This window comes from Arthrobacter crystallopoietes, assembly GCF_002849715.1.
GTDB classification, from domain to species: domain Bacteria; phylum Actinomycetota; class Actinomycetes; order Actinomycetales; family Micrococcaceae; genus Crystallibacter; species Crystallibacter crystallopoietes.
Map to the genome: position 1 here is coordinate 1,976,472 of NZ_CP018863.1, position 16,288 is coordinate 1,992,759.

Here is a 16,288-nt window from a genome sequence, read left to right on the forward strand (position 1 = left end):
TTGTTTAGACGGTCCCGCCACAGGCCGTTATGGCGTCGGCAGCTATTCCGGCGACAACGTCCAGATGGCGCCGGACGGCCGCGCGGGCAGCCGTGGAGTCTCGGGCGACTACTGCGTCCGCCAACTCGATCAGGTTGCCATGGTCCAGCATTTCGGTCCGCGCCCCCTCCGGCAGGATGCTGAACCACAGTGCGGCCGTGGACAGCTCTTCATATGCCCCCAACAGTTGTACGGAGGGAGAGAGCCCGATCAATCGGCGATGGAAGAGCCTGACTGCATCCAGGTATCCGGCTAGGTCCGCCGATGCCTGGGTGCCGACAACGGCGGTGAGAGCTGCCCTCGCCACCCGGAGCTCCTCGATCTGCTCCTCGCGTGCGTGCGGCAGGTACGTGTCTATTACGCCGGCTTCGATTGCCGCTTGGGCGGCGAAGAAGCCCTGCGCGAGTTCGGCGGTGATGGGGGCGACCAGCACCGAACCGTCCGCGGTTCGCGTGACAAGCCCTTCGGATTCGAGCCGCACCATTCCTTGCCGAATGTACTCCGGCCGGCTGCGCAACTGCTCCGCCAGCACCTGGGGGTCCAATGGGGCCGATAAGGGCGTCTTCCGTTGGAGGACGTGCTGCCGCAGCGACTTGTATGCTTTCTCGACCGCGCCGTGCTCAAAGCGTCCGAAGGTCCCCCGATAGTAGGTCAGTGGTTCTCCGGGAAACGCGGCAGCGTCGACGACCTCGCCCATGAACACCGTGTGGGTTCCGCCTACAGTCGTTTCAGCCACGCGGCAGGCGATGGTAGCCAGAGACCCCTCGATCAGCGGTACACCGTTCCCTGCCGGGGCCCAGGGGATGCCGGCGAACTTGTCGGTGCCTTTGCGGGCGAACGCCGAGGCGGTGTCCCCCTGGTCCTGGGCGAGGATGTTTACGCCGAAAACTCCCGACGCCGCAATCTGATCGTGCGTGGCGCTGGACCGGTTGAGACAAACCAGCATCATTGGAGGGTCCATCGAGAGGGAAGCCACCGCCGATGCCGTGGTTCCGGTTGGAAGCCCCTCGTTCGTCGTCGTGATGACCGTAACTCCGGTGGCGAAGTGTCCCGCCACATCCCGGAACAAGGTCTGGTCAACCAGCTGTTGAGGACTTTCTCCAGCCTGCAGATCGGTGGTTTTCATAGTGTTTCTCCTGAAGTAGCGGGTCCGGCGCGAGCGCCGCTTGGAAAGACAGTAGCAAGGTCACAAACATTTGTTAATGAAAAACTATTGCCTTGGTCACATTCCATCCGTAATGTAACACTCGTTACTGAGACGGTCGATGGACCGTGATTCTCCGCATTCTTCTGATTCAAAGGTCAGGTACAGCAATGACAGTTAGTTACCTCTCTCCGGTGGGGATGCTCGGTGGCGGTTTCACGCCCGAGTATTTCGAGACCGCCGTACGGGAGCGTCCCTTGGATTTTGTGGCTGTCGATTCCGGTTCTACCGACGGCGGCGCCAACAATCTCGGTGAAGACAAGTTCTTCTTCTCCCGTGACGCGGTCAAGCGCGATCTTCGGCTGCTCCTGATCGAGACCCGGCGCAAGGACATTCCGCTGCTGGTTGGATCCTGCGGCGGGTCAGGCGGAAACTGGAATCTCAATTGGATGTGGGAGATCGTCGAGGAAGTGGCCCGGGAAGAGGGGCTGAGCTTCACCGCTGCCCTGATTCCCGCTGAACCCGACAGGGAGGTCTTGATCGGGAAACTCCGCGACGGCCGCATCCGGGAGCTCGATCCCGCACCTGAGATCACGGAAGACACCTTCCGGGACACCCACCGTATTGTGGCGATGATGGGCGCCGAACCATTTCAGAAGGCGTTGGAAGGCGGCGCCGACGTCGTCCTTGCCGGCCGCGCCAGCGACGCAGCCCTAATGGCCGCAATCCCCTTGATGAAGGGCGTCGACGCCGGTCTGGCGTGGCATGCTGCGAAGATCGCCGAATGCGGCGGGGCAGCCGTCACCCAGATGACAAAGCCCGAAGGGATGATCTGCACTTTCGACGACGACTACTTCATCCTGGAGCCAGTCAGCCCCGAACAGCAGTGCACCCCCACAAGCGTCGCATCCCACGCCCTCTATGAGACGGCGAACCCCGTAGAAATGCAGGAGCCCGGCGGCACGATGCTGCTGGACGGGGTCAGGTATGAGGCCCACACCGACCGGAGCGTCAAGGTCAGTGGCAGCCGGTTCCAGCCGGCCGATGCGTATACCGTCAAGCTTGAGGGAGCCGCCCTCCAGGGCTATCGGTCTGCCGTTATCGGCGGTGTCACCGACCCGGTGATCCTGCGCAACTTTGACGAGTGGTTCGAAAATGCAAAAGCCGGAGCGGACTACACCATGCGCCGGGCGCTCGGAGACGAGCGGGCCGATCTATGCAAGACAACATTCCGCATCTATGGCCGCAACGGCGTCCTGGGAGACAGGGAAACACGCAAGTTCGACAACGACCACGAGATCGGCATCTTCATGGTCACCGTCGCGCCGACCCAGGAACTGGCCAACAGCGCCATGGCCACCATCAGCCACACCATTCTGCACTTCCCGGTGCCGCAGTGGCATGGATTGGTATCCAACCTGGCGTTCCCCGAGGCGCCGCACGAAATCGAACTTGGCCCGTCCTATTCCTTCGTTCTGAACCATGTGGTCGAACTGGACGACCCGCTGGAGTTTTACGACATCGAATTCAAGGAGGTATGACCATGGCGACCCTTGGTTCCCTGGCAAAACTCATCCGGAGCAAGAACGCCGGACCGTGGAAGCTGACCGTTGACGTGATGCTTCCCGACACCGAAACCTACGACCGCGTCGTGTCCTCCGGGATCATCGATCAGGCCACCATCAGCAGGTTGTTTGGGATGGATCCGGACAAGGTGGAGATCTACAACTACGCCCCGGCCAAAGCCATCAAGATCAGCTTTCCCAGGTTCCGTCCCAACGGCCATCCCGAGGACACGGACCTCTTCGGCGGCCAGCAATTCGCTCCGCTTGTGGACCTTGAGGTCCCACCTGTGCATTCCATCCCATAACAATCCACAATTCGCTCCCGCAACGACGCGGGTTTTTCAGGAAGGTCCACCATGCACCGCACGAAGTCACGCATTTTTGCCATTCCCGCTGCCCTGGCCGCCCTCGCGCTGGCCGGTTGCGGCGGAAGCACATCTTCATCTTCTGAAACTGCCGCCGCGGCGCCGGAAGGCGAAATGACCGCCGTTACCATCAGCATTCCGCCGTCGTCCTTTGCCACACCCATGTATCTGGGCGTTGAGGAAGGAATCTTCGAGAAGCATGGGTTCGACGTCACCCTCCAGCCGGGCACGTCCATGGCTGAAATGATGCCGCTGCTGATGAATGGCCAGGCGCAGTACATCTTTGCCGACCTGCACAACACCATCATCGCCACGGAAGAAGGCATGCCGATCGCGGTCGGCGCACCCAACGGCGTCAACGCCGAATCCGAACCTGACGGCAAGGGCTTCGCGAACCTGATGGTTGCCGAGGACTCGGGTATCAATGGACTGAAAGACCTTGAGGGCAAGAAGATCGGGACAAACAGCATCAATGGGCAGGCGCAGCTTGACACCACGACCTACCTTGAGTCCAAAGGTGTAGACACCTCGGGCATCGAATGGATTGCCGTTCCAACACAGCAGGCGGTGGCCGGCCTCAAGCAGGGCCAGTACGACGCCATCACCATCGCTGAGCCCGGCGGCACCGCCGCCATGCAAGGCGGCGGCGTAAAAATGATCGGCTCCGCGGACGCGGCAATGCCCGGTGCCCCGATGTTCGTACTCGCTGCGCAGGAGTCCTACCTGCAGGAGGACCCGGAGCGTGCCCAGCGTTTCCAAGAGGCCATGATCGAGGCCAACACCATGGCCAACAACGATCGCGCCGCCGTCGAGGAAACGCTGGCTTCCTTCATGGAACTCCCCAAGGAAATTATCGGGGAAACGGTGCTTCCCAACTTCTCCGAGGTACCTTTCGAACCGGCCGCAGCTGAACCGGTTATCGAGCGGCTGAAGGTAAACGGCATCCTGCCGAAGGACAGCGCACCCGACCTCGAGGCGCTATTCCCCGTGAAGTAATCCCGCGCTACCCGGAGGAGCGAATATGACTCACCAAGCAACGCCACTAGCCGCATCGGGACAGCAGGTCTCCGTCCCGGTGCGGGCGCGTCCGGCCCGCAGGACCTGGGGGCGGGAACTGGCCTCGCAGGTCGGCGCAGTGATCGCCGCATTGGTTCTCTGGCACATGTTTTCACTGACCGATATTGCCCAAAAGGCGGCCATGCCCGCACCCCTGGAGAGTTTCGTACGCTTCGCCGAACTGCTCGTTACGGCCTCCTTCTGGACCACCATCGGCTCGACACTGTTCAGTTGGTCGGTAGCGTTGCTGCTCAGCCTGGTCATCGGCATTCCGTTGGGGATGCTGATCGGCCGGTCCCGGCGGGCGGCAGACAGCGGCAAATTCCTGATTGATTTTCTGCGGACTATCCCGTCCCTAGCTATCATCCCTCTGGCCCTTCTCCTGCTGGGGCCTTCGAACGGCATGGTGGTCATGGTCGCGACGTTCACGGCCGTGTGGCCGGTCCTCATTCAGGCGATGTACTCAGCCGAGCACTCCGACCCTGTGCTGTCGCGCGTGGCACAGTCCTTCCGGCTCACGCTGGGGGACCGGATCCGCTACGTGCTGGCACCGGAGTTCCTGGCATTCTTCTGGCCGGGAGTGCGGATGGCCGTCACTGCCTCGCTGCTCGTGACGGTGGGTGCCGAACTAATCGGCGGCGCGCCCGGGATCGGACGCGCGATCCAGGATTCCCTGCTGGTCAACGAACAGGTCACGATGTTCGCCTACGTAATCGCCGCCGCGTTGATAGGCCTCGCCATCAACGCCGTCCTGATGCTCCTGCAGCGCAAGCTGCTGTGGTGGCACCCCTCTATGCGAAAGGAGCAGTGAAGCGTGGCACTCCAATCACCACAGGCCGTGGCTGCCCGCCGTTCGCAGCGCAGGCCCTGGTGGCAATCGCTGCTCTGGCAGGCTTGGCTCCCCTTGGTCGTTCTGGCCGTCATCTGGGTGCTCAGTGCACAAAGCACCTCGTTCTACTTCCCGCCCGCCGAGGAGGTGTTCAAGAAGACGTCGCAGATATGGTTCCCGGACGGGCTGGTGACTGAACTGGGGCCAAGCCTCGCGCGCCTTGCCCTAGGCTTCGTGATTGCTGTCCTCCTAGGTATCCTCCTGGGGGTTCTGCTGGGCCTGGCGAAGCCCGCAGAGGTGGCGGTTCGGCCTCTGACGGAAACGGCGCGAGCCATACCCGGTGTGGCTCTGCTGCCCATCGCCATGATGTTCTTCGGTACCGGCGAGTCGATGAAGCTCGTGATGATCGTCTTTATCTCGATGTGGCCAATCGTGCTCAACACCATCGAGGGAGTCAGATCCGTCGACCCGGCCCTGCGCAGCGTCATGGCCTCGTTCCGGATCACGCCGATGGACCGTTTCCGCAATGTTTACCTGCCTGCGGCGATGCCGCAGATCTTCTCCGGAGCACGTATTGCACTGGCGATCGCGGTGGCAGTCATGGTTGCCGTCGAGATGTACGGCACCCCCGGCGGCATCGGCTACTTCATCCGCAACGCGCAACAGACGTTCCGGATCGTCGACATGTGGACAGGTCTCGTCATCCTTGGCCTGTTCGGATACCTACTTAATGTTGTCTTCCGCTTGCTGGAGGGCCGCGTCCTGCGCTGGCACAAGCGCATGGTGAAGCACGTTCAAGGAGAGTCATGACCACCACCACGAATACCGATGCCCGGGGCGGACAACCGATCCTGGAGATCGATGGGTTCTCCTTCGCCTATGGGGAGACTCAGATCCTTCAGGACATCAACTTCACTGCAGCGTCCGGCGAATTCGTCTGCATTGTCGGCCCTTCAGGCGCCGGCAAGACGACGCTGCTGCAGTGCCTCGCCGGGCTCCGTCGGCCGACGGCCGGGCAGATACGATTCAAGGGCGCCGAAATCACCAGCCCTCCAGCAGGGCTGGCCGTTGTCTTCCAGGACTACTCCCGCTCGCTGATGCCGTGGCTCAGCGCTAAAGAGAACATCGCCCTGCCGCTGAAGAGCGCGGGAATCGGGAAGCGGGAGCGCGAGGCGAAAGCAGTGGCCGCGCTTGAGGAGGTCGGCCTCGCCGCCGCCGCAGACCTGTACCCCTGGGAGCTGTCCGGGGGCATGCAGCAGCGCGTGGCGATCGCCCGCGCTTTGGCCTACGAACCCGCTCTCGTCATTATGGACGAGCCGTTTGCCTCGGTCGATGCCCAGACCCGCGCCGATCTCGAAGACCTAACACTGCGGATCAAAGAACACCGTGGAATCACCGTCATCCTGGTGACGCACGACATCGACGAGGCCGTTTACCTCTCTGACCGCGTGCTGGCCCTATCCGGGCGTCCTGCAAAGGTGGCCGACATCGTCGAGATCGACCTCGGAAGCCAGCGCGACCAGATCACGACCAAGGAACGCCACGAGTTCGCCGGACTCCGTTCACGGCTCTACCGGCTCATCCGGCGGACCGAGCAGCAGGAAACTGTCACCCTCCTGCCCGAAGCCCACTAGTAACTGCGAAGGATCACCATGGAAACCATTCCCACACTCATCGGCGGCAAGTTCGTTACCGCGAAGAGCGGCCAGTACATTGATTCCATCAGCCCCTCCACCGGCGAGGTCCTCGGACGCATCCCGCGCCTGGACAAGGAAGACGTCGACGCCGCCGTCGAATCCTCGGCGGAGGCCGCCAGGTCCTGGCGCAGGACCCGCGTACAGGAACGCATCACCCTGGTCCATGCGCTGGCCGACCGACTCGAGGAACGTGGCGAGGAATTGGCGCAGTTGGATGCGAAGGACAACGGCACTCCCATCTGGGTCATGCGCCGTATTGTCACCATGGCAAGCACCTTCATGCGCTACCAAGCCAACCTCGCAACCGAGGTCCACGGCGAAACCGTCCCGGACGAGTACGACCACCTGAATCTGTCCATCCACGAGCCCTTTGGCGTCACCGCCAGAATCGTTCCCTTCAATCACCCGCTGATGAACGCCACGGTGAAGATCGCTCCTGCCCTCGTGACGGGAAATACGGTGCTGCTCAAACCGTCGGAGCACACCTCGCTCTCGACTCTGGAGCTGGCGAAGGACTTTAACGACATTTTCCCGGCCGGCGTGGTCAACGTGATCACGGGTTTCGCGAACGAGGCCGGCAACGCGATCATCGACCACCCGCAGGTGCGCCGCATCGCCTTCATTGGGGGAGCCGCAGGCGGCCGGGCAATCCAGGAGCGCGCAGCCCGGGCCGGGGTCAAGAACGTGACGCTGGAGCTCGGCGGCAAGAACCCGCTCGTGGTCTTCCCCGATGCCGATCTCGACGTGGCCGCAGAGGCCGCGGTCACGGGTATGAACTTCGGCTGGCAGGGCGAGTCTTGCGCGTCGACTTCGCGACTGATGGTCCATGAATCAATCCATGACGAGTTCGTGGCGCGCGTGGCCGCAAAAATCGAGGCTCTCCGCCCGGGCGATCCGCTCGATGAGACCGTCGACACCGGAGCCATTGCAAGCCGTCCCCAGTTCGAGAAAGTGCTCAGCTACATCGAACTCGGTAAGAAAGAGGGCCGGCTCGTAGCCGGTGGTGGACGGGCGAATGTGGCAACCCTTGAGCAGGGCCTGTTTGTGCGGCCCACGATGTTCGACGGGATCGAACCCGGTGCACGCATCGCCCAGGAAGAAATTTTCGGTCCGGTCCTGGTGGCCATCAAGTTCAAGGACTACAACGATGCCGTCCGCATCGCCAACGGCATCGAATACGGTCTGACAGCCAGCGTGTTCACCAACGACTACGGAACAGCCCAGCGCTTCGCCCGCGACGTCGAGGCGGGCTACGTCTGGGTCAACACCGTTTCCCGCCTGTTGCCGGGCACGCCCTATGGGGGCATCAAGAACAGTGGCATTGGCCGCGAAGGCCATCTCGACGAGCTCTACTCCTTCACCACCACCAAAAACATCACCTTCAAGTTCTAGCTTCTGAGACACGTAGAAAGGGCAACACGATATGGAATACCGCGAATTCGGACGAACCGGCTGGAAAGTCTCGTCACTGATGATGGGCACGATGCAGTTCGGCGGTGACTGGGGAGACCAGGACGACAAGGACTCCGTCCGCACGCTCCACGCAGCGCTCGACAACGGCATCAACTTCTTTGACACGGCTGACATGTACGGCTTCGGCCACGCCGAGGAAATGGTCGGTGAGGCAGTCAGGGGTAGGCGCGACAAAGTCTACATTGCCACCAAATTCGGCTATCAATGGCAGGAATACCGCGAAGAATGCGGCCGCCAGCCGCGTATCTACTCCGGCCAGTTTGTCCGTGACGCCATTGAAGGTAGCCTGCGCCGGCTCGGCACCGATTACATCGACCTCTACCAGGCCCACAATTGTCCGCCGGAGATTCTGGCATCCGAGGAGTGGTGGGCCGAGATGGGCCAGCTGGTCCAGGAAGGCAAGATCCGTTCAGTCGGCGTCACTGTAGGGCCCGGCGATTTTGGAACTCCCGACGCAATCGAGGCGGCAAAGCATCCCGAATGCGGTTCAGTGATGATCGCTTACCACCTGCTCTCGCAGAACCCGTCTCGCGTAGCCTTCCCTTTCATGAAGGACCAGGGCGTAGGAGTGATTTCGCGGGGCCCGCTGGCCATGGGCCTGCTGACCGGAGCGTACGACGAGGACACCGTCTTCGCCGAAAACGACACCCGCAAGGTCTGGCACCGTGACGACTATCTGCGCCGGCTCAACCAGGCGCGGGAGTTCGATTTCCTCGTCGAAGGTCCCGTAACCTCGAAAGCCGATGCCGCACTGCGGTTTGCACTGTCCAACCGCGACCTCTCGACGGTCCTCGTGGGAATGCAGACCCCGGAACAGGTTGAGCAGAACGTCCGCGTCGCGGAGATGGGCAGCTACGGAGTCGATCAGCTGCAGCAGATCGCCGAGCTGTACGACTCCTGGGACGAGCACGAGTCGAAGCTGCCTGACATGATCAAGAAGTAAACCAGGGATACGACACCTGCTGCGGGGCCTGGGCCCCGTGGCAGGTGTCTTTCTGAAAGAATCACTCAAATAGACCACACGATGGGTGGAACAATGAGCGATGGGGCGCTCTTTGGAAAGGACAGGACGCCATGGCGAATAACATCGGGCCGACGGTCGAGGACGAGGTGATGGAAGGAATCTCACCGGTTTTCCAAGACGTCATCAATCTCACCAGAATCGGCGGACTGCTCAGCCGGCCGTTCTTCCAGACATACGCTCAGAGCTATTCTTTGACACTGAACGAATGGCGCGTGGTGGTGATGGCGCATGCCGTACCCGGTGTGGCCGGTCAAGATGTCAGCAAGAGGACCGGGATCCATCCGATGAACGTCAGCCGTGCAGTTTCGAGTCTGCGGGACGCTGGGCGTATCACGTCGGAACCGGACCCCACCAATCACCGGAGACAGTTGATCCGGCTGACCCCTGCTGGAGAGAAGCTCTACGAGGAGCTGTACCCTAGTGCGCGCCAGCAGGCCGAGCGGTTGTTTTCCGTTCTCGATGAGGACGAACGTGCGACGTTCGGGAATCTACTGGCCCGTCTCTACCACCAGGCCGAGGCTTTGATGGATGATGACGAAGACGAGGCGGGTGCCAGCCCAGAATAGCCAGCATGATGCTGGTACAGCGTGCAGGAGGGAGGCGGAGCACAATCGTGCCCCGCCTCCCGCCTGTCATCCCGCTAAACCCGCAGCGCTTCCCAGCCACGGTGGACCGAAAACGGGAAGAGCCAGCCCGCCAGGGAATGCCCCTATCCGATTTCGCCCAAAAACCTTGCATCGTCGATTTTCCCAGGCTTCCTCTCAGCCGGACCAGACTGTCTTCCAACCCCCATTCGACACACCAGCTCTGCCCTCCGGCGACACCGCTCGCGGTATCGCCGGAGGGCAGAGTCTTCCGACTGGTGAACTGGGTGCCCGTCACCGTGGGGGCCAATCCGATCTCATACCGAATTTGCGTACCGCTAAAGTCAGCGGTGGTGCGTCTCCCGCATCTGTCCGCGCAACACGTTTGTGGCAGCTTCGTCCAGGACGAGGCCTTCGGGGTCAAGTTCCGGATCCCCTGATACGACCACGCCGTACTGCTCGGCCGCGAAGTCAATGGTGATGTAGCCATCCCGGACATCCCTGATGACGCGTTCGGGTTCCCTATCGAGTGGCTCGCCCCAGCCGCCTCCACCGTTGGTGAGGTATCGGAAGACGGCGCCTGGTGGCGTTGGCCAGTTCTTTTGAGCCCCAAAGTAGGCGTAGTCTCCAGATCCATTCACGGCTCCGGTCTCCGGGTCGAAGACACCTGCCACCTTCGTGGCTCCGGCAAGGTCACCGCGTTGTCCGCCATCTTCCCAGAGCCACACACCGCCGTTGGTTCCGGACATCCCGCCGTTGACACCGAAGCCGGTGACCTCGCGGACACGGTCCGGAGTGATGTTGTGCTGGGCCGGGGCCAGCCACATGGTGTCCTTAAGGATCGCGGCGCCACCGCGGTGGTATCCCGCGCCAAGGGTGTCGGGTTCGTATTCACGGGAAAGAACAGCCACTGGGGCGTCGACTTCGCTCATTTCTACTGCGAGATCCAGCCCGTTTGCTTGGAAGAACAGTTGGTAGCTGTCCGCGTCTCCGGCCTTCGTGGCACCCCACGGCCCACGTTCGCCACCGCCGACGCCGCTGGAAACCCACACCTGCCCAGTGGCCTCATCGAGGCCGAAACCCGTGTGGATGTTGGGTGAGCCATAGTCTCCGGCCATTGCTTCCTCACCCAACACCTTGCTCAGAGCCTTCATCATGGCCGTGATAATCGCATTGGTGGCGTCCCCGTACAGGAACACGACGCCATCTGGCGGGAGGGCATTGACGATGCTTCCGTCGGGCATCACGATATCTACGGAACGGTAGAGACCCGAGGTAAACGGGTTCGACGGATCTAGCAAGTACTTGAGAGCCACGCCGACTGCCGTCTTGGTGTCCAGGTACGTGCTGTTGGCTGAGGTCCGGGTCTGGCGTGCGGAGCCGGATAGATCCACCTCGAGGCGTTCACCGCGTTTGCGCAGGGTGACCTTGACGGGGTAGCTCTCCGAAGCGTCCAAGCCGTCGGCGTCGATGAGTCCCTCACCGGTCCATTCGCCGTCAGGAAGGGCAAGCAGCGCCGTCGCTAGCCGCTCGGCGTCGGCATCGATCATGAAGCGGGTCGTTCCATGGATGGTTTCGACGCCGTAGTGCTCGATCGTCTTGAGCATCAGTTCGTTGCCGAGTTCCAAGCAGGAGATGATGGTCTTGATGTCGTCGCCGATGGTGTCGCCGAACCGCGCATTGTCCATAATTAGCGACCAGGTCTGGACATCGAGCAGTCCTTCGCGCACCAGAGTCCGGGGCGAAATCACGAGGCCATTCTCGTAGATGCTCGTCTTCGTCGCGGAGAACCCTCCGGGTACCGACCCGCCGATGTCCAACTGGTGCGCCTTGATGGTGATGAAGTTGACGATCTGGCCGTTGTAGAAGACAGGCCGGATGAACAGGACGTCGTTGACGTGGGTGCCGGTGCGGTAGGGATCGTTGGCGATGATCACGTCGCCCGGCCGTAGGGCGTCGTGGCCGTACTCTTCCACGGTGTTCTTCACGGACTCGGTCATCGTACCGGTGAAACAGGCCAACCCCTTGCCCACAACGGGGGTGGGATAGTTCAGGTGACGGGGCCCCGTCACTGTCGCGCCGAAATCGTACAGGTCGCGCAGCATGGGCGAGAACGCGCATTGCAGTAGTTTGGCGCATACGTGGTCCAGCAGGTATTCGAGCCGGTTGGTCAGCACCGTCGCCGTGTACCGGTCGCTGGCGTAGCGCTCACGGAAAGCAGCCTCGTCAAGATCCCGGATTCTCAGTGTCTGTGTCTGCTGATCGGTAGTGGTCGTCATGATGGGCCTTCCTAGGCGAGGGTGATCCGGAGTTCGCCGAAGCTGCCGGCTGTGGCTTTTTGCCCCCGGAGGACCATCGTCGTGCACAGGTCCTCCTCGATGATGGCGGGGCCGAGGATGCTTTGGCCGACCCCGAGGTCAGCCCGGTTGTAGACGGGCGAATCAACGGTGGCTTCGCGGAAGTGGGAGACCGCACGGAACGCCTTTGGCTTCGGATGCTGCGCACCACCGGTGCCGGCCGCTGCGGAGTATTCGAAGCGCTCGGAGTCGACCACCAGTTGGACACGGTAGGTGGCGGCCTGCACCGGTATCGCAGGGAACCTCAGGGTGTTCCTGCGCTCGTACACCTGATGGAAGGCTTCCACCAGTGCGGGGACGGTCTCCTCTGTGATGGGACCGGCCGGTACTTCGACGAACGGGGTTTCCCAGGACTGTCCGAAGAGCCGCCCGTCGAAGCTGCGCTTGATGGTGACGTTCGCCGGATCCACGCCGGTGCGTTCCAGCAGTTCGCTCTCCATCTCCTGGAAGATGGTGTCGATCTCCCCGGCATTCTCGGGGAAGAGGGGCAGGTAACGCGTTCGGCTGTCCGAGAAGACGGTGTCGGTGCTAAGCAGTCCCAGGGCTGAAAAAAGCCCGGGGTTCGGCGGCACAATAATGCTCTTCACTTGGAGGATGTCCAGCAGTGGGGCCAACAGCATGGGCCCGGCCGATCCATAGGCCACGAGCGAGAAGTCACGGGGATCCGCACCCTTGCGGATCGCCACGTTGGTCACTTCCTCCGCGATGTTGTGGACGGCTATGCGGTACGCGTAGTTGACTCGCTGCTCGAAGGACAGCGGCGAGTCCAAGCTCTCGAAAGCCGTCCGGGCAGCGTCCAGGTCCATCTGGATCTGGCCGCCGGCAAAATCCTTCGGGTTGAGGATGCCCATTAATGCGCATGCGTCGGTGACCGTTGGCGCTGTTCCACCGCGCCCGTAGCAGGCGGGGCCCGGGTAGGCGCCGGCGCTCTCCGGGCCGACCTGCACGTCGCCAGTGGACGTGATCGAGACGATTGAACCGCCGCCTGCCCCGACGCTTGAGATATCGGTCGACAGTGCGCTGATCACCATGTCGAACTCGATCTCGAACGAGTCGTTGGTGAATGTCGAGCCATTTTGAATCAGGGCCACGTCCGTGGAGGTGCCGCCGACGTCGCAACAGATCAGGTTCTCGTCGCCGGTCGCCTTGCCAAGCTGGACACATGATGCTGCCCCCGCAGCTGGACCGGCGAAAAGGATACGGTAAGGATTCCTCAGGGCTTCCTGCCATGGCACAAGGGAAGCGGTGCAGTCGGCGAAGTTCAGACGGCCGTCGAAGCCCTGCTCAGACAGACCGTCGCTCAGTTGCTCGGCATAGTCGTCGTACATCATTTTCATCATGACGTCGATGACCGTGGTTGAGGCGCGTGTGTACTCCTTCGACAGCGGCGACGTCTCTGAGGAAATCGACAGCGGAATCGGGCCGAGGACCTCCCGGACGAGTTCCTTCAATCGCTGTTCGTGCTGCGGGTTGACGTAGGAGTTGATCAGGCAGATGGCTACCGCCTCAACACCGCAGCGCTTAAAGACCTCGAGCTGAGTACGGGCACGATCTTCGTCGAGCGGTTGCAGGATCGAACCATTGGAGAGGATTCGCTCGGGAATGCCGCGGCGAAGGTAACGAGGCACCAGCGGCCTGCCAGCCGCATCGCCGAAGGAGCGCCGCCAGTGTGGGTTCAACTGGCCTTCAAAAGGCCGCCAGCCGCGACCAGCATCGAGCATGTCGCGATGTCCCTCGGTGGTCAAAAACCCAACCTTGGGCAGCGACCTTGTAAGGACGGCGTTCAGGCCCTTGGTGCTTGCATGGTTGAAGACCCGCGATCCCTCGACACCCAGCCGCCGGGCCCCCTCGAGCACGGCCAGCTGGGGATTCTGCGGATTGCTGGGAACCTTGGTGACATGGACGGTTCCGTCTTTGACTGCGACCACGTCGGTGAAAGTTCCCCCAACATCAACTCCGAACATTAGCTTGATTCCTTTCCGAACCGAATGGGGGCCGTGAGGCCGAGAGGCTTGTAGCTTCCGAAGAGACCGGCGGGTTCCCTCGAGACAGAGGCCAGACATTCCTGACATTTGGTTACGTGCCACCAGCCGCCCTCACTCAAGGTGCGGTAGCTCGCCAACTCGCTCTGTCCGCACTCCGGACAGGTGCCCTCTGCCGGCGCTCGGGTAACGCTTAGGAGCGCTTCCTGAGGCCGTGGGTGGGCCGCCTGTCCTTGGGCCAGGGGCTCGGGAAATTTGGGCTTTGCCCACGGATCGAAACTTGGACTCACACTGGACTCCTTTGTGGCGTGTGTGGGAACAGAAAATCACTCGGCGAGTGTCTTCGTAACAAGTGTTAGCAACAGTAGAAGAATGACGTGCGTCATGCAATGGGCAATTTTTGGGTCGTCATGAAAAGGCTGCAGTGGGAGTGTTTCAAAGAAGTGCGTGACAAGAGTGCGCTGCATCACTACGATAACAACTGTTACTCAGGATTTTGATAACAGATGTTACTTAAAGGCCGCGGGCGGAGTTCGCGGAAGCGGCACCACCATGCGACGACGAATCGGAGGGTCTTAACGAAAGACCACCCGCCTGACGGCTTGCATAACGGGCCAATCGGCGGACACAGATATGTGGAAGAAGCCGGGTCTGCAGCGGTTACTGGACCGCGTGAGATCTTGCTCCATCATGTGGACGACGTGCTGTTCAACTTATTTTCGAAGGTCCTGCGCATCGGCGCTGGAATGTTGCCGATCACTGCTCAAGGGCGAAGAGAGAAGGACAAATGACCAACAACAAGAAGCACCTGGCTTTAACGGTGTTCATGATCACCGGCGGGTACCACTACGACAGCTGGCGGCGTGAAGGGAGCCGCGCCGAAGGACTCGGCTATCTGGACCTCGTGGTCGACATGGCCAAGAAGGCAGAGGCTGCCAAGCTCGACGGCATTTTCTTCGGCGACACGGTTTCCGCCGGCAAGGTGCCCGGTGTCGATCCCACAGTGGCCGGTCACTACGAACCGCTGACTACGCTGTCCGCACTGGCTGCAGTCACCAGCCGCATCGGTTTGATCGGCACGGCCTCCACTACTTTCAGCGAGCCGTACAACGTGGCGCGCCAGTTCAGCGGCCTTGACTCGTTAAGCGGAGGCCGCGCCGGCTGGAACGTTGTCACATCCGCGATGGGCAACGAGAACTATGGCATGGACGAGATGCCGGCCCCGGCCGACCGGTACGCCCGTGCGACCGAGTTCGTTGACGTCGTCACCAAGCTATGGGATTCGTGGTCGGACGACGCAGTTATCGTCGATCGTGAAGGCGGCCGCTGGGGCGATCCCGACCGCATCCGGAGGATCGATCACCAGGGCGACCATTACAAGGTTGCCGGCCCCATCAACATGCGGCGTTCGCCTCAGGGGCATCCCGTCCTCGTGCAGGCTGGCTCATCAGGTGACGGCATGCGGCTGGGTGCATCGATCGCGGATCTGATTTACACGGCACAGCCGGACATGAAGCTGTCACAGAAGTTCTACGACCAGTTCAAGGCCGCGGTCCAGCAGGCGGGCCGCCGGCCCGAGGCTGTCAAGATCCTGCCCGGCATCGTCCCGATCATCGGCCGCACGGAAAAGGAAGGCCAGGAGCTCGCCGCGGAACTCGGGAACCTGGTCAACATGGACACCGGACGCACGATCATGGAGCAGCGGCTGGACATGAGCTTGGCCGACATCGATCTTGACGAGCAGATTCCTGCCGAGCGCTTCAACCTCGAATCATCCCGGAGCAGCCGCCAGCGTACGGAAATCTTCATGCGGTTGAGCGTGGAGCAGGGCTACACCTTGCGGGACCTGATTATTGAAAATGCGCGCGGCCACGGCCACGGCTGGGTCATCGGCTCGGCCTCCCAAGCCGCGGACCGAATGATCGAGTGGTTCGAATCCGGTGCATGCGACGGCTTCTCGCTGAACTCCCCGTACATTCCCGGCGGGCTTGACGATATTTGCGAGCTGCTCATTCCGGAACTGCAGGAACGCGGATATTACCGCGATGAGTACGAGGGCACTACGCTCCGCGAGCACCTGGGCCTCGAACGCCCCGGGGCGTGGGATGTCCAGAAAGTTCGTGCCGAAGAGCCGGCGAACGCTGGCTGAGGCACCCCCAGATCGATCCGCTAG

At 61.7% G+C, this 16,288-nt stretch carries 13 protein-coding genes; 10 read left to right on the forward strand and 3 right to left on the reverse strand.

Annotated elements, in window-relative coordinates; genetic code table 11:
• Positions 1-4: 4 nt before the first annotated feature.
• Positions 5-1,165 (reverse strand): flavin reductase, encoded by a 1,161-nt coding sequence (locus tag AC20117_RS09355; protein WP_074699959.1) that lies wholly within the window; start codon positions 1,163-1,165, stop codon positions 5-7.
• 188 nt (positions 1,166-1,353) lie between these two features.
• Between AC20117_RS09355 and AC20117_RS09360 the strand changes: the two genes are divergently transcribed.
• The 9 genes from AC20117_RS09360 to AC20117_RS09400 all read left to right on the forward strand — a co-directional run bounded on the left by AC20117_RS09360 (position 1,354) and on the right by AC20117_RS09400 (position 9,758).
• Positions 1,354-2,724: an acyclic terpene utilization AtuA family protein gene (locus AC20117_RS09360; RefSeq protein WP_074699958.1), complete on the forward strand. Its 1,371-nt coding sequence runs from the start codon at positions 1,354-1,356 to the stop codon at positions 2,722-2,724.
• Positions 2,721-3,053 (forward strand): DUF4387 domain-containing protein, encoded by a 333-nt coding sequence (locus tag AC20117_RS23275; protein WP_074699957.1) that lies wholly within the window; start codon positions 2,721-2,723, stop codon positions 3,051-3,053. Before AC20117_RS09360 ends, AC20117_RS23275 begins: the two co-directional genes overlap by 4 nt.
• Before the next feature lie 51 nt (positions 3,054-3,104).
• On the forward strand, positions 3,105-4,109 hold the full coding sequence (locus AC20117_RS09370) for an ABC transporter substrate-binding protein (protein WP_074699956.1): 1,005 nt from the start codon (positions 3,105-3,107) through the stop codon (positions 4,107-4,109).
• A gap of 25 nt (positions 4,110-4,134) precedes the next feature.
• Positions 4,135-4,980, forward strand: coding sequence for an ABC transporter permease (locus tag AC20117_RS09375; RefSeq protein ID WP_074699955.1), 846 nt, complete (start codon positions 4,135-4,137; stop codon positions 4,978-4,980).
• A gap of 3 nt (positions 4,981-4,983) precedes the next feature.
• Positions 4,984-5,808 carry an ABC transporter permease gene (locus AC20117_RS09380; protein WP_211482288.1) on the forward strand — a complete coding sequence of 275 codons (825 nt, stop codon included), beginning with the start codon at positions 4,984-4,986 and terminating at the stop codon, positions 5,806-5,808.
• Positions 5,805-6,632: an ABC transporter ATP-binding protein gene (locus tag AC20117_RS09385; RefSeq protein ID WP_074699953.1), complete on the forward strand. Its 828-nt coding sequence runs from the start codon at positions 5,805-5,807 to the stop codon at positions 6,630-6,632. The genes AC20117_RS09380 and AC20117_RS09385 overlap by 4 nt, the downstream gene beginning before the upstream one ends.
• Positions 6,633-6,650: 18 nt before the next feature.
• Entirely contained in the window at positions 6,651-8,087 is a 1,437-nt protein-coding gene (locus AC20117_RS09390) for an aldehyde dehydrogenase family protein (protein ID WP_074699952.1), read from the forward strand.
• A 31-nt stretch (positions 8,088-8,118) separates the two neighbouring features.
• Positions 8,119-9,111, forward strand: a complete 993-nt coding sequence (locus tag AC20117_RS09395) for an aldo/keto reductase (protein ID WP_074699951.1) — start codon at positions 8,119-8,121, stop codon at positions 9,109-9,111.
• Positions 9,112-9,242: 131 nt separating this feature from the next.
• Positions 9,243-9,758: a MarR family winged helix-turn-helix transcriptional regulator gene (locus AC20117_RS09400; protein WP_074699950.1), complete on the forward strand. Its 516-nt coding sequence runs from the start codon at positions 9,243-9,245 to the stop codon at positions 9,756-9,758.
• A 362-nt stretch (positions 9,759-10,120) separates the two neighbouring features.
• On the opposite strand, the gene AC20117_RS09405 is transcribed toward AC20117_RS09400, so the two are convergent.
• Complete coding sequence (locus AC20117_RS09405) at positions 10,121-12,055, reverse strand: hydantoinase B/oxoprolinase family protein (RefSeq protein WP_074699949.1); 1,935 nt, start codon at positions 12,053-12,055, stop codon at positions 10,121-10,123.
• A gap of 11 nt (positions 12,056-12,066) precedes the next feature.
• Positions 12,067-14,097, reverse strand: a complete 2,031-nt coding sequence (locus tag AC20117_RS09410; RefSeq protein ID WP_074699948.1) for a hydantoinase/oxoprolinase family protein — start codon at positions 14,095-14,097, stop codon at positions 12,067-12,069.
• A gap of 805 nt (positions 14,098-14,902) precedes the next feature.
• On the opposite strand from AC20117_RS09410, the gene AC20117_RS09415 reads away from it, so the two are divergent.
• Positions 14,903-16,264 carry an LLM class flavin-dependent oxidoreductase gene (locus AC20117_RS09415; RefSeq protein WP_074699947.1) on the forward strand — a complete coding sequence of 454 codons (1,362 nt, stop codon included), beginning with the start codon at positions 14,903-14,905 and terminating at the stop codon, positions 16,262-16,264.
• Positions 16,265-16,288 lie beyond the last annotated feature (24 nt).

What these genes read in the sequence shown, in the direction of transcription:
- AC20117_RS09395 (WP_074699951.1), top strand. Translation starts at nt 8,119, where the DNA reads ATGGAATACCGCGAATTCGGACGAACCGGCTGGAAAGTCTCGTCACTG.
- AC20117_RS09360 (WP_074699958.1), top strand. Translation starts at nt 1,354, where the DNA reads ATGACAGTTAGTTACCTCTCTCCGGTGGGGATGCTCGGTGGCGGTTTC.
- AC20117_RS09355 (WP_074699959.1), bottom strand. Translation starts at nt 1,165, where the DNA reads ATGAAAACCACCGATCTGCAGGCTGGAGAAAGTCCTCAACAGCTGGTT.
- AC20117_RS09390 (WP_074699952.1), top strand. Translation starts at nt 6,651, where the DNA reads ATGGAAACCATTCCCACACTCATCGGCGGCAAGTTCGTTACCGCGAAG.
- AC20117_RS09415 (WP_074699947.1), top strand. Translation starts at nt 14,903, where the DNA reads ATGACCAACAACAAGAAGCACCTGGCTTTAACGGTGTTCATGATCACC.
- AC20117_RS23275 (WP_074699957.1), top strand. Translation starts at nt 2,721, where the DNA reads ATGACCATGGCGACCCTTGGTTCCCTGGCAAAACTCATCCGGAGCAAG.
- AC20117_RS09375 (WP_074699955.1), top strand. Translation starts at nt 4,135, where the DNA reads ATGACTCACCAAGCAACGCCACTAGCCGCATCGGGACAGCAGGTCTCC.
- AC20117_RS09405 (WP_074699949.1), bottom strand. Translation starts at nt 12,055, where the DNA reads ATGACGACCACTACCGATCAGCAGACACAGACACTGAGAATCCGGGAT.
- AC20117_RS09385 (WP_074699953.1), top strand. Translation starts at nt 5,805, where the DNA reads ATGACCACCACCACGAATACCGATGCCCGGGGCGGACAACCGATCCTG.
- AC20117_RS09410 (WP_074699948.1), bottom strand. Translation starts at nt 14,097, where the DNA reads ATGTTCGGAGTTGATGTTGGGGGAACTTTCACCGACGTGGTCGCAGTC.
- AC20117_RS09370 (WP_074699956.1), top strand. Translation starts at nt 3,105, where the DNA reads ATGCACCGCACGAAGTCACGCATTTTTGCCATTCCCGCTGCCCTGGCC.
- AC20117_RS09400 (WP_074699950.1), top strand. Translation starts at nt 9,243, where the DNA reads ATGGCGAATAACATCGGGCCGACGGTCGAGGACGAGGTGATGGAAGGA.